Annotated in this window: 12 protein-coding genes; 5 read left to right on the top strand and 7 right to left on the bottom strand. The window is 36.1% G+C overall.

Annotated elements, in window-relative coordinates; genetic code table 11:
* Positions 1 to 2: 2 nt before the first annotated feature.
* From BUL40_RS10875 to BUL40_RS10845, 7 genes are all read right to left on the bottom strand, one after another.
* Positions 3 to 215 (bottom strand): hypothetical protein, encoded by a 213-nt coding sequence (locus BUL40_RS10875; protein WP_010520191.1) that lies wholly within the window; start codon positions 213 to 215, stop codon positions 3 to 5.
* A 49-nt stretch (positions 216 to 264) separates the two neighbouring features.
* The gene (locus tag BUL40_RS10870) at positions 265 to 426 is read right to left on the bottom strand and encodes a DUF1328 family protein (RefSeq protein ID WP_080319291.1); all 162 of its coding nucleotides are present in this window, start codon (positions 424 to 426) and stop codon (positions 265 to 267) included.
* A gap of 203 nt (positions 427 to 629) precedes the next feature.
* Positions 630 to 1322 (bottom strand): SOS response-associated peptidase, encoded by a 693-nt coding sequence (locus BUL40_RS10865; protein WP_080319290.1) that lies wholly within the window; start codon positions 1320 to 1322, stop codon positions 630 to 632.
* 146 nt (positions 1323 to 1468) lie between these two features.
* Complete coding sequence (locus BUL40_RS10860) at positions 1469 to 2350, bottom strand: mechanosensitive ion channel family protein (RefSeq protein WP_010520193.1); 882 nt, start codon at positions 2348 to 2350, stop codon at positions 1469 to 1471.
* Between the two features lie 155 nt (positions 2351 to 2505).
* A complete protein-coding gene (locus BUL40_RS10855; protein ID WP_010520194.1) occupies positions 2506 to 2712 on the bottom strand; it encodes a DUF6327 family protein in 207 nt (68 codons plus the stop codon).
* On the bottom strand, positions 2705 to 3052 hold the full coding sequence (locus BUL40_RS10850; protein WP_141239658.1) for a hypothetical protein: 348 nt from the start codon (positions 3050 to 3052) through the stop codon (positions 2705 to 2707). Before BUL40_RS10850 ends, BUL40_RS10855 begins: the two co-directional genes overlap by 8 nt.
* Positions 3053 to 3062: 10 nt before the next feature.
* On the bottom strand, positions 3063 to 3392 hold the full coding sequence (locus BUL40_RS10845) for a YtxH domain-containing protein (protein WP_080319288.1): 330 nt from the start codon (positions 3390 to 3392) through the stop codon (positions 3063 to 3065).
* Positions 3393 to 3573: 181 nt separating this feature from the next.
* On the opposite strand from BUL40_RS10845, the gene BUL40_RS15760 reads away from it, so the two are divergent.
* From BUL40_RS15760 to BUL40_RS10820, 5 genes are all read left to right on the top strand, one after another.
* Positions 3574 to 3738 carry a hypothetical protein gene (locus BUL40_RS15760; protein WP_157832814.1) on the top strand — a complete coding sequence of 55 codons (165 nt, stop codon included), beginning with the start codon at positions 3574 to 3576 and terminating at the stop codon, positions 3736 to 3738.
* Between the two features lie 42 nt (positions 3739 to 3780).
* Entirely contained in the window at positions 3781 to 7491 is a 3711-nt protein-coding gene (locus BUL40_RS10835; RefSeq protein ID WP_080319287.1) for a ShlB/FhaC/HecB family hemolysin secretion/activation protein, read from the top strand.
* A gap of 335 nt (positions 7492 to 7826) precedes the next feature.
* Positions 7827 to 10871 carry a SusC/RagA family TonB-linked outer membrane protein gene (locus tag BUL40_RS10830; RefSeq protein ID WP_244901863.1) on the top strand — a complete coding sequence of 1015 codons (3045 nt, stop codon included), beginning with the start codon at positions 7827 to 7829 and terminating at the stop codon, positions 10869 to 10871.
* 12 nt (positions 10872 to 10883) lie between these two features.
* Entirely contained in the window at positions 10884 to 12353 is a 1470-nt protein-coding gene (locus BUL40_RS10825; RefSeq protein ID WP_080319285.1) for a RagB/SusD family nutrient uptake outer membrane protein, read from the top strand.
* A gap of 106 nt (positions 12354 to 12459) precedes the next feature.
* Positions 12460 to 15777, top strand: coding sequence for a VCBS repeat-containing protein (locus BUL40_RS10820; protein ID WP_080319284.1), 3318 nt, complete (start codon positions 12460 to 12462; stop codon positions 15775 to 15777).
* Positions 15778 to 15958: the final 181 nt, after the last annotated feature.

Here is a 15958-nt window from a genome sequence, read left to right as displayed (position 1 = left end):
ATCTAGTTGTCGTCCGTATCACCGTCCAACTCTTCTTCAATATCTTTAGCAGCATCCTCTACTTCTTCTCCTGCTTCTTCAAAGCCATCTTCTACTTCTTCTATGGCGTCTTCTGCTTTTTCCTCGTTTGTTTCTCTACAGCTTGTAAAGCATACTGCCATTACAAATAAAAGAGTTAACAAAGAGACCGATTTTTTCTTCAACATAGTGATCATAATAATTTGTTTTAAGTGTTTATTGTTCTGTTTTTATTTTATTCTTGGTCTAGATTCTTTTTCTACCTGTAATCAAAGAGATGATAAACAAGATGATGAAAATGAAGAATAAAATTTTAGCAATACTTGCAGCTCCTGCTGCGATTCCACCAAATCCAAATATTGCGGCTATTATTGCCAATATAACAAAAGTGACTGTCCAACGTAACATAGTTTTAATTTTTAAGGTTGATGTCTGACTATCTCTTAATCAGTACATTACAAATGTAGGGTTAACTAATTGCAATAATTACCGCTTATGAATGTTAAGTTAACTCATTAGCACTAAAAAACTTTAAACAGATTTGATTTATACAAAAAAGGCTTTCATGCGTATGAATCATGAAAGCCTTTAGTTAAATTATTATGTTTTTCTTAATTAAGTGAAAAAGGAAATAGGTCCATTTCTACCAGCTCGGGAGTTAGGTTCTTTTCGAATAGTTTTTTAGGTACCGGTCTAACACTAAATTCCAGTTCTTTTAGAGAATTTACTATCTGTTCTGCATTTTCTTCACTAATATCTGGTGATAACCATTTTTCGCCATCTGTTTTGGATATAATTAGGGGGGCAACATCGCTTATATCATGAAATTTAGATATTTCATTATAGGTACCCGTGGTTACCACGGCGCAGGATAAAAAACCATCTTCTAGAATGCTATAAACACCAGCAAGGTAAAACGGCTTATTATCTTTTAAGGTGATTAAAAACGGTTTTATGTGTCCGTCTTCAAAAAGGAAAGTATAAAATCCCGTTACGATGATAAGGCATCTATCGTTTTCTAAAGACTCTGCAACCCAGTCGTTGTTAGGGTTATCTTTTGGCACGTTTAAGGTATTGGATAGGTTTTGAAAAACTATCCATTCGTCCTTAAAACCATTTGGCATTAACCCCCAAATTGCATATTGTATTTCATGTTTTTTGTCTAGTGTTATGATAGAAAGGTTTTCTTCTCTAAATCCGTTGATTATAGGTTGCGGCGCATATAGATTAGGATATTTATACGGTATACCAAACTCATATTCTATTTCTTCTAGCTCCGCAACATTAGAAAGTTTGTATATCATCTTGTATTATTTTTATGCAAGTAACTAAATGTCTGCAACTTACAATGACTTAAAAAGAATAAACTGTATTGCATATGAAAGCACTTTGTTTAGCTTTTATAGGGACTTTTTCCTATATGGTCTATGACCATTAAACAAAGCTAACTTTATGCTTGCGTAAACTCTTTTACAATTGTTTTGGGTATGTCCAATGTGCGAATTGGAAATGGGATATTTATATTATTTTGGTCAAAGGCCGACTTTATTTTTATCATGGCTTCCGTCTTGGCCTTGGCCACTTCAAGAGCAGAGGTACTATTGATCCAAAAACGAGTTTCAAAGTTTATAGAACTGTCTCCAAATTCTCGATATAAGAATAAAACTTCATTGTTATTTTCTACGGCCTCAAAATTAGATACAATAGTATCTTTTACTAATTTTCGAACAAATTCTAAGTCAGAATCGTAAGCCACGCCGCACTCTAAAATTACTCTAGATTGTGCGGTGGTAGAGTAGTTTTTAATAGGATTTTCCACTACCAACTTGTTGGGTATGTACACCATGTTATTGTCTACTTGCTTTATGGTAGTTACCCTAAGGTCTATATCTACAACTTCGCCTTCGTAATCGTTGGTTTCTATCCAATCTCCAAATTTTATTTGTTTTACATAGGAAAGAATAATTCCTGAGTAGGTATTTGCTAGGGCTCCTTGCAAAGCCAAACCTACTGCTAAACCTGCTACACCGGCACCTGCCAAAATAGTATTTAAGGCCTTACTAAGATTTAAAATTCCCAGAACAAAAAACAGACCTACAAGAATTACAATAACCGAAACAATCTGTGAAAGCAATTGTTTCATGCTCTCTTGTAACTTAGTTCGGTTAGATAAACGGTACGCCAACTTTTTAATGTACCTAGATAGGATTATGGTAATTACAAATACAAGAATGGCTAGGATTATGTTGGGTAAGCTGGCAACAAAACTGTTTAGCCATCCATCTAGCTTGTCCCACATTCCTTCAAGTGCATCTTTAAATTTTTGTTCCATTTTTGTAATTAATTTTTGGGGTTAGTTAAACTAAATCGCCCTTGGTAATTTAGCTTGTAGCGTTATGCGCTACATCCTATGCCCCCTAGTAGAGGGTATAGTAAAGGTGGTAGTGTGGTAGAATACCTTATTGGGTGTAATTCTTAGCCAAATAATTATTTAACTACTTTCTTAAGTAAATAGGCTATGAAAATTTTCTTAACCGGGCCTAAAATTCGGTTTGCCAAATTTAGCGGTTGCATCAGGTCTTCAAAGTCTTTTCTACTAGACTTTAGCATTTCTAAATTTATCTCCTTTTTTAACCTTAGAACTTTAAGGTCTTGCCTTATTTGCTCTAAGGACTCATAATTAGTATTATTCATCTCGTAATATGGTTTTGGAAAGTTTCTTAATAATTGTTTTCTCTAACCATTTTTTTAGTGGTAAGGCAACTAATCCTAATAGTACATAAAAGCCTCCTACTATTAAATAACCAAGCGCACTATTGTCTAATCCTTGACCAATAAACAAGGCCATACTTACAGATAAAAATAAAAGGGCTAGTAGACTTAACATGCCCACAAAAAAGTACTTAATAAAAGAAATACTTATTTCGGAGGTGTGGTAGAACAGTTTTAACTTATAATACTCCCAAGAATTTTCAATTAATTCTTGGGAGTTATCTATTGATTCTGAGGTAATGGTACCTAACTTCTTGTCCATAGGCCCCAATTTATGATGTTTGTAATTTTCTATTTTTTGCCTTCAACTCTTTTAATTTAGCCTCTAGCGTATTAATTACGTCATCTGCCTTATAACTAGCATCTGTTACCAACGCATCAACTTCGTTTTTTAAATCTCTTTTGTGGGAAGTGAAACTATTTGCGATTTGATGTGTTAGTTGATTAGCGTTTTGCGTTACGCTGTCTACCACACTATTAGATTCTTCCACTAATTTTCTTCTGGTAGAAGACCCCTTGTCTGGAGCAAATAAGATGCCTAATGTAGCCCCTATTGCTGTTCCTGCTAATATTCCTAAAATTGTGTTGCTGCTATCGCTCATAATATTTGATTTTTAGATTCAACCCAAAACTAACTCTACTTTATAAGGTAGTTTAATGCATTCCCGTTAATCCTTGCCGTGATTCATTTTTTGGATTGCGTTAATGTTAAATTGTTTACAAGCACTGTTAACAAAACCTTTAAAATACCTTGCAGCTGCAATTATTAGAAATTTTAAAAAAATGAAACAAGGAGAAGAAAAAACACAATTTGTAAAAGAAGAAGAAGAAAAAACAAGACATTACATCTTTCAGAAAAACAGTAAAACTAAACTTGGTTTCTACTTTACGCTTGCTGTACTTGTCTTGTTAATTATTGGTGTTGCCGTTAGTGGTATTCTTTTCTAGTGTTTTTTAAACTTCAATTTATTTTTAATCAAACACATTTAAATGATAAAATCCTTCACAATAAAATTTATAACCTTATTTGCAATATCCAGTTTACTATTTCTAGCTGGGTGCGCAACCTATAACGAGCAAATAAATGAGCAAGCCGTAACAAGACAGAACAATGCTAAGCAAGTAGCCCAAACCTTTTATATAGCAGGTGGCTTGGGCAACCAAGAGGATACAAGCAATAACCTTATTGATAAATTAAAAAACGAACTAAAAAAAGCTCCAAAAAATAGCTTTATGGTTTTTACGGGAGACAATGTGTCCAAAGAATCGGAGCAATGGCAAAAAGATGAAGCCCTTTTGCAAAAGCATTTAGAGATTGTTCAAGATTTTAAAGGTCAAACGTTGTTTATTCCTGGGAATAACGAATGGAAAAGCCATGATACGAATAAGGTTGAGGATTACGAAAATATTATAAAAGACCTAGATTTAGAGGATATCAATTACTATCCAAATAACGCATGCCCCCTAGAATATAAAGTAGTCAATGATAAGCTAGATTTATTAATAGTAGATTCCAAATGGTTTGTTGGTAACTGGTCTAGAGAGCTGGACATTAACAAAAAATGCCCAAATATTGTTACCCGCAGACGCTTTATGGAGGAGTTCGAGGGATACTTAAATGATGCTCAGGGAAAGAATATAGTGGTGCTAATGCATCACCCTGTTTTTAGTAACGGGGAATACGCAGGCAATACCAAATTAACGGACCACCTAACGCCAATACCGGTTTACGGCACCTTAAAAGAGGCTGTAATGGATTTAGGAGCATTTAATCCAGAACATTTAAACAGCAGACGGTATAATTACTTACGAATTTTGATAACTGCCCTAGCCAATAATGCAGAAAGGGTTACTATAATTTCTGGTCATGAAGAAAGTCTGCAGTACCTTAAGAGCGACAAAATAAATCAGATTATAAGTGGTTCTTTAGGTGCCAAGGCGGCTACAAAATTGAACAACGATAGAATTACGGCTATTGGTGGAAGCTTAAACTACAATGGTTTATATACTGCGGGTGAAAGGGGATTTGCTAAACTAGAGTTCTTTGAAGACGGCAGTTCTTCGGTAACGTTTATAAAAGAAGAGACAGACTCCCCAACATTTGAGGTGTTACCACCATTTTCTGTGTATGATAGTACCAAAACCTATCCTACAATAGCAGAAAAGCAAAAAATGGCAAAGGTACTTTCAGATCCAAAAGCTATTCACAAATCTGGATTTCATACGTTTTTATGGGGAGAAAGATACCGTTCCTATTTTGGTAAAGAAGTAAAAGCACCTGTTGTAGATTTAGACACGCTATCTGGTGGTTTAAAGGTGATAAAAGAAGGTGGCGGGCACCAATCTTTTACGCTTAGATTAGAAGATGCAAAAGGTAGGCAATACAATATGCGTTCTCTCCAGAAAAGTGCGTTAAAATATTTAAAATCACAATTGCCTGGCATTTCTTACAATGAAAGTGATTTTGTAGATACATTTCCAGAAGAAATAATTTCGGACTTTTTTACCACAGCCCACCCCTATATGCAGTTAGCGGTTAATCCATTAGCTAGAAAAGTAGGGGTAAACCATTCCGATACTTATCTATATTATGTACCCAAACAAAAGGCGTTGGCACAACACAATGATACCTTTGGAAATGGCCTATATTTTATAGAGCGAAGACCTTCTGATGAGCAACTAAACTATAAAGGTTATAGAAGAACCATAGACGTTGCAGGAAAAGTAAAGGATTTTGAAAGCACAACAGATATGTTGGAGCTTATTAAGAGTGATGAGGATTATACTATTGATCAAAAAAATTACATCAGAGCAAGAATATTTGATATGCTAATTGGCGATTGGGATAGGCACCAAGACCAATGGCGATGGGTAGAATATGAGAAAGAAGACGGTAGCGTTGAATTAATGCCCGTACCAAGAGATAGGGACAATGCTTTTCCTAAATTTGATGGATTTGCACTCAATTTAATCAAACTATTTGCGCCCAACAGTAGAAGGTTTCAATCTTTTGATGATAAGATAGGAGACGTTAAATGGCTTAATATTGGCGGAAACAAATTGGATAGGGCCTTATTAAACGGATATGGAAAAGAGGTTTGGAGAGAAGAAGCAAGAGCAATTGTAGAAAATATTTCCAAAGCAGATATAGATAACGCATTTAATAATCTGCCAGATGCGGTGCAAGATGATACGCTTGAAGAGATTAAAAGTAACTTGTTAGCTAGATTGGACCAATTAGAAGAAAAGGCGGTTGCATATGCGTCATATCTTGATAAAATTGTTGCGGTAACAGGAACAGAGAAAGATGATTTATTTGAGATAGAAAGGCTTACAAATGGAGAAACCAGTGTAAAGGTAAAACGTCTTTTTTCAGACAAACCGAATGAGGTTATCTACAATAGGACGTTTAATCATAAGGAAACCAAAGAGATTTGGGTTTATGGTTTAGGAGACGATGATAAATTTAGTGTTACTGGCGACGGTACCAAAAAGATTAAGGTAAGGATTGTAGGTGGTTATGGTGAGGACCTTTATGATGTTACCAATCGTTCTAGGTTAAAGGTATATGATTGGGAACATGAGGATAGCGATTTCAAAGGTAAAAAGCCAGCTACCCAAATCAGTGATATGTACACCACAAATTCGTACCACTGGCGTTATTTTAGTCCTAATTTGAATATAGTAGCACCAAAAATTGGATTTAGAACAGATGATGGTTTTTTTCTAGGTTTAGGGGATACATATATCAAAAAAGGCTTAAACGCGGACGATTTTAAGCAAAAGCACCAATTCTTAGGTAATTACTATTTTGGTTTCAGCGCGGTGGAATTGAATTATAAGGGCACTTTTGCCAATATTTTTCCCAAATGGAATTTTGAGATAGAAGGGTATTACACCAGTGATAAATATGCTAAGAACTTTTTTGGAATTGGTAACGAGACCGTAAATAATGAAGCTGCACTAGATAGGGACTATTATAGGGCCAGGATAAGACAAATAAAAGCTAGGGCAGGTTTGGCGTATTACGATTTACGTTTTAATGCCTTGTTCGAATCATTTGAAGTGGCAGATAATCCTAACCGTTTCTTTAATCCTAACAATTTTGATCAAGCTATTTTTGATGCCCAAAACTATGTAGGTGCGGAGGTCTCTGCACAATATGACAGGGATAACGCAGATGATTTTCCTACCAAGGCAATTTTATTTGGGTTAACGGCAGGTTACAAATACAATATAGATAATAGCGATAATAAGTTTGGCTACTTTAAGTTCACCACTTCTTTTGCACATAAACTAATATCCTCTGGCAATTTAGTATTAGCTAGTGAAGCAGAGTTTAATACGAATATTGGAGATAACGACTATTATTTTTACCATGCACCTTCTTTAGGTGGTAACAACGGTCTACGTGGTTTTAGGGACGAACGTTTTAGTGGTAATTCCTATTTCTATCAGTCTACAGATTTAAAACTCCGTTTAAAACAATACAATACGGCCATAACTCCGGTAACCATAGGTTTATTTGGTGGTTTTGATTACGGTAGGGTATGGGCAAAAAATAAAGACTCTTCTATTTGGCACATTAGCCAAGGCGGTGGTATCTGGGTTAGTACCCTTAAAGCGTTTAGTTTTAATTTAGGCTATTTTAATTCTAAAGAAAATAACCTAATACAAGTAGGCTTTGGAATAGACTTCTAATCCAAACCATCAAAATTGAATAAAAAGCACCCTCAAACAGGGTGCTTTTTTTGTTTACATTTTAAGCATTTATGCAAGGTCTATAGCTGCCAGTACCCTTCGCCAGCAGTTAATTTTAAAGGCAATACACCCTTGATGCATCAAATATTACATAGGATGCTACAGGATTTTTATTTATAGAAAAAGCTAGCATATAGATTTGTTTCAATCTTCCTGTTCATTTATTGATAATATGATTTTTTAATGGGTTTAATTTTTATGAATCCGTAATCGTATTACGTAAAACAGGATAAATCATTAACAAACTAGAAGAAATTAACTTTAAACTAAACAGAATGATTCTCAAACTCAATTACGAGAAATTCGCAAGGTTAAAAACCCTGTTGCTTACTATTTGTATGGGTGTTTTTAGCATTGCAATTTATGCCCAAGAGGTGCAGGTTACAGGTAACGTGTCAGACTCTTCCGGTCCTTTACCAGGAGTAAGTGTAATAGTAAAAGGTACCAATAATGGTGCTGCAACAGACTTTGATGGTAACTATGTCCTAGAAAACGTGCCAGCAAATGCCACATTGGTATTTCGTTATATTGGTTACAATACCCAAGAAACGGCCTTAAATGGTAGAACCACGGTCAACGTAACGTTAGAAGAAAACCTTGAAGCTTTAGATGAGGTTGTTGTTGTGGCGTATGGTAGCCAATCAAGAGCTGCTGTAACCGGTGCCATTGCTAGTGTAGATGCAGATGAGATTTCGGCACTACCAGTAGCCACTGCAGACCAAGCATTGCAAGGACGGGCAGCGGGTATAACAGTAACCAATAGTGGAGGGCCTGGTACGGCCCCCGTAGTTCGTATACGTGGTGTGGGATCACCTAACGGTGGTAGCCCTTTGTATGTTATAGATGGTGTAATCTCAACCGGATTAGGGGCTATTAATCCCAATGATATTGAAAGTATAAACGTACTTAAAGATGCTGCTACGGCAGCAGCTTATGGCTCGCAGGCAGCCAACGGTGTTATTGTGGTAACCACCAAACAAGGTAGGGCAGGACGCTCAGAAGTAACATTTAATACCTACACCGGGGTACAATTTATTACCAATAGGTTTGATCTGCTTAACACAGAGCAATATCTACAGTTTATAGACGAGGCTTTTGGCACGGTGCCTACAAGCCCATTGAGTAGCTCTGGACTTAATACAGATTGGCAAGATGCCATATTTCAAACCGGTTTTCTACAGAATTATGATTTAAGTATGGCAGGGGGTAACGAAAAAAGCAATTTTAGAACGTCTCTAGGTATGCTAAAACAACAAGGGGCTGTTATAGAAACAGGTTACAATAGGTACAACATTCGTGTTAATAGTAATTTTGATGTTACAGATAACTTTAAGGTAGGGCAAACTTTGGCCGTAACGTTTAGTGATCAAAGTCCAGAACTGGGAGCAGATAATGCAGGTTCTAGATCACTTTTGGAACATGCCATAAAAATGGCTCCATATTTACCTATATATAATGAAAATAATAATGGTGGCTATCAAGGTCCTACATCGGCCCTAGACGGGCAAGATGCGGAAAACCCTGTAAGGGTTCAAGAACATGGTAACAGGTTGTCTAAAAGAACCCAAGTATTTGGAAGTGTTTTTGGGGAATACGAATTACTTAAAGGTTTGAAATTTAGGTCTCAGTTTGGTTTGGAATATAACTATAACAATTACGATGAATTTGTACCTTCCTATGATGATGATAGTAATGGCCAGTCTACGCACGCACAGGTTTTTGCAAGAATCACCAAAAACGCTAACACCTTTAGAAGATTTTTGTTTACCAATAGTTTAAACTACAATTTTACCTTAGGCGATGACCATAACTTTGATGTTCTGGCCTTGATAGAAAAGAACGAAGCAATTTACAATCAAGTAAATACAACAAGTCAAAACTCAGTATCTGATGAATTAGAGCAATTAACCAACGAGCAATCCGAAATATCTTCATTAACGGATGAGGTAGATAAAATTGGTTATTTAGGTAGGTTAAATTACAACTACAAGAACAAATATTTGCTTTCTGGGTCTATTAGAAGAGACGGTTCTTCTCGTTTTGGACCTTCTACTAAATGGGGGTGGTTTCCAGCGGCCTCTGCCGGTTGGAATCTTGCAGAAGAGGACTTTATGTCACAATCAAACATAAATACCTTAAAGTTAAGAGCTAGTTGGGGTATTAGTGGTTTTGATGAAATTTCTAACTATAGATACAGTACAACCTTAACTAATAACTTTAACTACGTAGTAAATGGTAATGCCTTAGGCGGTACGGCACCATCTAGTACACCAAATCCAAATGTGGCTTGGGAAGAAAGAGAAATGCTGAACATTGGTATGGATTTAGGTTTTTTCCAAAACAAGTTTACGGCTGCAATTGAATATTTTAAAAATACGAGTAACGGCCTGTTAATAGATTTGCAATTACCCGGCTCTTTTGGAAGTTTAAGTTCTACGGTACCAACCAACATTGGGGATGTAGAGAGCAAAGGTTTTGAAGTAAGTTTGGGTTACAATGATTTTGAAGGAGATTTTACTTGGTCTGCTAATTTAAATTTATCTACAACCAAAAACGAAGTTTTAAAAACAGGAACGGGAGAGGATATTATACCCGGTAGTACTTTTGAGGCACAGTTTATTAACGGTTTAAGAGTTGGTGATCCAATTTATTCTTTCTATGGTTATCAGACAGATGGCATTTATCAAACACAAGCAGAGGTAGAGGCCGTTTTAGGAACAGATCAAACGGCAATACAGCCAGGAGATATCCGATTTGTAGATCAAAATGGAGACGGACAAATAAATAACGAAGACATTGTTGCCATTGGTAACCCCACACCAGAATTAATATTTGGTTTAAATCTTGATGCAAATTATAAAAATTGGGATTTCAACGTATTTATAAATGGAGTAACCGGTAATGAAATTTACAATACCAACATTTATGATTTACAAGGTATGCCAAGAACTTTTAATGCTGGTGTTGCTGTATTAGATCGTTGGACCCCTACCAACCCTTCCAATACCATTCCACGTGCATTTGATGGTAATAATGGTATAAACACGGCATCATCAGACCGTTTTATAGAAGATGGTTCTTTTGCTAGGTTAAAAAACCTAACAGTTGGGTATACCTTTCCGCAGACAAGTGCCTTGTCTTCTTACTTTTCCAAGTTAAGAATATATGCAAGTGGTCAAAACCTACTTACGGTAACGGATTATTCTGGTTTAGATCCTGAAATTGGTAATGCAAAAAGTACCAATTCTGAATTTGGTGTTGATCGTGGTAATTATCCACAACCAAAATCTGTGTTAGTTGGTTTACAAGTAACATTTTAAATAAAAATAGCAATGAAAAAATATAGTATAATTTTAATAGCAACCGCATTGGTTACACTGGTTTCCTGTAAAGAAGACGCTTTGTTTAAAACCAATCCTAATGAGTTATCACCAGATACATTTTTTAAGACCGCAGCCCAAGTAGAGTCTGCTGCAACAGGCACTTATGCTCATTTGCAAAATAGGGGTTTGTATACCAGGCACATGTTTTTTATGATGGACAACATGAGTCAGGAAAATGGTAGAAATCAACAATTAGAAGCAGATAAAGTAGAGTATTTGCAGTTTGCATTTAATGCTAATCATGGTCCAATAGGCGAATATTGGAAAGCTTGTTACCGAGGTATAAATAACTGTAATCTTCTAATTAATAATGAAGATAAAGTATTGGCGTTGAACGATTCTGAGCTTTCTCCTGAAATGAAAGCAAAATTTGTGGGCGAAGCCAAATTTATGCGAGCGTTATACTACTTTTTATTGGTTACTCGTTTTGGCGGCGTACCTATTAACGATGGTTTATCCTCTGAGGGTCAACCGCGTTCTTCAGTAGATGAGGTATACAATTTAATTATCTCAGATTTAACGGATGCAACTACTAGTTTACGTTCTAAATCCGTTGAAGACACCGGTAGAGCTACAAGAGAAGCTGCTATAGCCATGTTGGGTAAAGTATATTTATTTAGAAACAACAAAACTGCTGCATTGGTAGAGTTCCAAAAAATATACGGCCAGTTTCAGTTAGAGGACGAGTACTTTAATAATTTCACTGAGGAAGGTGAATTTGGTCCAGAATCCATTTTCGAAGTGGTATATGATGATGAAATTGGTGGTTCTGCATGGGGTGAGACCGGAACCGGTTTAAATGAAATTACTTTTAGGGGTCAGGAATATGGTGTTTTAAATTGGTACAACGTTCACGTTTCTGATGATTTGTTAGACGAATACGAGGCAGGAGATGGTAGGTTAAAAGATAATTTTTATATGGCAGGTGATGACTATTGTTGTGGCACCATTCAAGAATCAGATTTGGCAGACGCTAGTGGTACGATCTACCGTGCGGCTTGGAAAAAATATCAGAATTACCATGCAGAAGCTTCAGAAGATGCGGCATCTGGCATTAATTTTAAGTATTTACGTTACGCAGATGTACTTTTAATGATGGCAGAATGTGTATATGAAAGCAATCCTGCGCTTGCGGTAGAGTATATAAACGAGGTAAGAACTAGACCTAGCACTGGTTTGGCCCCATTACCTACAACATTATCTTCTGCTCAAGTGTTTAATGCTATTGTGCACGAAAGAAAAGTAGAGCTGGCCGGGGAACAAGTTAGATTTAATGATATAATTAGATGGGGTAATGCCGCAACAGAATTGGCCGGATCTAATTTTCAAGCCGGTAAACATGAGTTATTACCAATTCCAGCAGCAGAAATTAATGCAAATGCAGCCTTGTCAGAGGTAGATCAGAACCCAGGATATTAATCTTCGTTAATATAGTTTCAGTTAGTTTTTGATTAAAAGCAGCGTGTTTACATGCTGCTTTTTTATCTTTAAATACTAGCATAACCACCTTTTAAAACTACGACCAATGTATATTGAGGCTAAAAAAGACAGACTACTTATTTCTTACTTTTTCATACTTTTTGTATTTATCCTAATAGGATGTGTAGACAATTCTACAAAGTCTACTGAACAGGAAAAGATATTTGAAGCTGTTCCTAGTACTGTTTCTGGATTAGATTTTGCGAATATTTTGACCGAAAATGATACCATAAATTATTTTACATATTCTTATTTATACATGGGAGGCGGTATTGCGGTAGGCGATGTTAATAACGATGGGCTGGAAGATATTTATTTTACGGGTAACATGGTCCAGAACAAATTGTATTTGAATAAGGGGAATTTACAATTTGAAGATATAACCGCAAAGGCGGGTGTGGGCGGAGATGATAGGTGGTACACCGGGGTTACCATGGCAGATGTAAATGCAGATGGTTTTATGGATATTTATTGTTCGGTTTCTGGAAAAGACGGCAATAAAGCCAATCAGTTCTTTTTAAATAATGGCGATGGCACTTTTAAGGAGGTAGCACAACAATTAGGTATTGCAGATTTAGGCCAAAGTGTACAGGCAACCTTTTTTGATTATGATAAAGATGGAGACCTGGACTTGTACGTGGCCAATTATCCTATGACCAGATTTGACGCCCCAACCTATTTTTATAGGTATAAAATGAATAACCCTAAAGATTTGGAATCTAATCAATTGTATAGAAATGATGGTGATAGCTTTACAAAGATTACCAAAGAAGCTGGCTTATTGGATTTTGGTTTGTCTTTAAGTGCTACCATTGCAGATGTAAATAATGACTCTTGGCCAGATATTTATGTCTCAAATGATTTTAACGCACCAGATTTTTTATACTTGAATAAGGGAGACGGTACTTTTAAAGAAGCCGTGGCAGATGCAACAGGGCATACTGCATTCTATGGTATGGGAGTAGATATTGCGGATGCAAACAATGATGGTCATCTAGATATTTTTCAAGTGGATATGGATGCGAACAATAACCGCAGAAAAAAAGCCAACATGGCCAGTATGAATATTCCGCTCTTTTGGGATGTTGTTAATGCCGGGTTTCATTACCAGTACATGCACAATTGTTTTCAGTTAAATTCTGGAATTTATGAAAATGGGGTGCCTAAATTCTCAAATGTTTCTAGGTTAACAGGTACTTCTTCTACAGATTGGAGTTGGGGTCCGTTGTTTGCCGATTTTGATAATGATGGTTTAAAGGATTTGTTCGTGAGCAATGGCACTAGAAGAGAGGTAAATAATAATGATTTCTTTAAAAAGATTAAGAAAATGCAGTTGAAGAAAGACACCTTGTTAGCTTTGAGTAAGGCTATTCCTTCAGAAAAAATAGACAATTTTATGTTTAAAAATCAAGGAAATTTGAGTTATGAAATTGCTAATAAAGAGTGGGGTATTTCTTATGAAGGGTTTAGTAATGGAGTGGTTTATGTAGATTTAGATAATGATGGTGATTTAGAGATTTTGACCAATAATATAGACGATAAGGTTAGTCTATTTCAAAATAACAGTGCAAAAACTAATAATTATTTTCAAATAAAATTAATTGGTAAGGGTAAAAATCATCAGGGTATTGGGGCAAGGGTTCAGATAGAAACAGAGGCGGGTATCCAAATGCAAGAACTAACATTAACAAGAGGGTTTCAATCTTCGGTATCTCCAATTATACATTTTGGTCTGGCAAACCAATTAACAATTAAAAACCTTAAGGTAATGTGGCCTTCCGGCGCCTCTCAGGTTTTGTCTAACATTAAAGCCAATCAACGATTACAGCTAAACGAGACTGATGCAATTTTTGAAAACGTACAGTCGCCATATCAAGAATATCAGTTTACAACAGACCAACAAACTTTTCCTGAGCATAAGCACGAAGAGAATTATTATGACGATTTTAATCAACAAGTACTATTACCGCATAAAATGTCTGCTTTTGGCCCAGCTTTGGCCAAGGGAGATTTAAATGGAGACGGATTAGAAGATTACTTTGTAGGCGGTGCGGCCGGAAAAACCGGAGCGGTGTATATTCAGAATAAATCAGGATTTGAGAGTTTGCCCATACCGGCATTAGAGCAAGATGCCCAATCAGAAGATGTTGCTGCCATAATTTTTGATGCAGACCAAGATGGGGATAATGATTTATATGTGGTTAGTGGTGGTTATGAATTCAAAAAAGAAGACCCATTATTGGCAGATAGGTTATATATAAATAGGAAAGGAACTTTTGTGAAAGCCGATACAACTTTGTTAAACAGCCCTAGTATTAGTGGTTCACAAGCCTATATAGCGGACTTTAATAAAGATAATAAGTTAGATATTCTGGTCTTGGGAAGACAAACACCAGGCAATTATCCTTCGCCGGCTTCTTCCTATATTCTAATGAACAAATCGTCTAAAAACGAAATTAAATTTGAGACGGATCTTAGCAAACAGCCAAAAGAATTTGATAATATGGGTATGGCTACCAGTGCAGTTGTAACCGATTATGATAACGATGGTTGGCAAGATATAATCGTTGTTGGAGAATGGATGCCAGTTAGGGTATTTAAGAATAACAAGGGTAGCTTTAAAGAAGTTTCAGAAGAACTAGGATTAGGTAAAGAAACAGCTGGATGGTGGTGGAGCATTGCACAGGGCGACTTTGATAATGATGGTGATATGGATTACGTTCTTGGAAATAATGGGCTTAATTACAAATACAAGGCAAACAAGGAGGAAACCTTTGATATCTATGTTAACGATTTTGATAAAAATGAACAAAACGATATTGTTCTTAGTTATTATAATGATGGGGAACAGTATCCAGTAAGGGGTAGGGAGTGTTCTTCTCAACAAATTCCGGCTATAAAACAGAAATTCAAAGACTATGAAAGTTTTTCTCAAGCATCTTTGATTGATGTTTATACCGAAGCAGATTTGGAAAAATCACTTCATTACCAAGTACATTCTTTTGCAAGTATTTATCTAGAGAATAAAAACGGAACATTTATTGTACACCAATTACCAAGAGAAGCCCAATTAAGCAATATTACTTCTATAATTGTTGATGATTTTAATACAGATGGTAATTTAGATTTGATAATTGCGGGTAACCTGTTTGTTTCGGAAGTTGAAACTCCAAGAAACGATGCGGGATATGGACTTTTTTTAACTGGAGACGGTACAGGAAAATTTAAACCAATACCCGCTCATAAGAGTGGCCTTTTTATACCTGGCGATGTTAAACAAATGATTGCTATTAAAGCAAACGGAGCAGATTATCTATTAGCGGCAAAAAATAATGATTATGTACAAGGTATCAAGATTCAATAAAAAAGCCGCTGCGCAAATAAATGCTACAACGGCCAACAATTGAAATTAATGTCAAGTGTTTAGTCCCCATAGGGTTTTAAGGTTTTGATGTTTCCTTCGGGATTGTGTTGTATGGGCGCCATTTTCACGGACCTAAGGTGTGTAACCCCCTTGGATAAGCTAGAGTCATGGTAGAATAGGT

The organism is Croceivirga radicis, assembly GCF_002072105.2.
Lineage (GTDB): Bacteria > Bacteroidota > Bacteroidia > Flavobacteriales > Flavobacteriaceae > Croceivirga > Croceivirga radicis.
The sequence above is the reverse complement of the archived record's forward strand: the minus strand, read 5'-3'. Positions and strand labels throughout refer to the sequence as shown.

Bases quoted from the DNA above. Each gene is read 5' to 3' on its own strand.
- BUL40_RS10875 (WP_010520191.1), bottom strand. From the start codon at position 215: ATGATCACTATGTTGAAGAAAAAATCGGTCTCTTTGTTAACTCTTTTA.
- BUL40_RS10870 (WP_080319291.1), bottom strand. From the start codon at position 426: ATGTTACGTTGGACAGTCACTTTTGTTATATTGGCAATAATAGCCGCA.
- BUL40_RS10865 (WP_080319290.1), bottom strand. From the start codon at position 1,322: ATGATATACAAACTTTCTAATGTTGCGGAGCTAGAAGAAATAGAATAT.
- BUL40_RS10860 (WP_010520193.1), bottom strand. From the start codon at position 2,350: ATGGAACAAAAATTTAAAGATGCACTTGAAGGAATGTGGGACAAGCTA.
- BUL40_RS10855 (WP_010520194.1), bottom strand. From the start codon at position 2,712: ATGAATAATACTAATTATGAGTCCTTAGAGCAAATAAGGCAAGACCTT.
- BUL40_RS10850 (WP_141239658.1), bottom strand. From the start codon at position 3,052: ATGGACAAGAAGTTAGGTACCATTACCTCAGAATCAATAGATAACTCC.
- BUL40_RS10845 (WP_080319288.1), bottom strand. From the start codon at position 3,392: ATGAGCGATAGCAGCAACACAATTTTAGGAATATTAGCAGGAACAGCA.
- BUL40_RS15760 (WP_157832814.1), top strand. From the start codon at position 3,574: ATGAAACAAGGAGAAGAAAAAACACAATTTGTAAAAGAAGAAGAAGAA.
- BUL40_RS10835 (WP_080319287.1), top strand. From the start codon at position 3,781: ATGATAAAATCCTTCACAATAAAATTTATAACCTTATTTGCAATATCC.
- BUL40_RS10830 (WP_244901863.1), top strand. From the start codon at position 7,827: ATGATTCTCAAACTCAATTACGAGAAATTCGCAAGGTTAAAAACCCTG.
- BUL40_RS10825 (WP_080319285.1), top strand. From the start codon at position 10,884: ATGAAAAAATATAGTATAATTTTAATAGCAACCGCATTGGTTACACTG.
- BUL40_RS10820 (WP_080319284.1), top strand. From the start codon at position 12,460: ATGTATATTGAGGCTAAAAAAGACAGACTACTTATTTCTTACTTTTTC.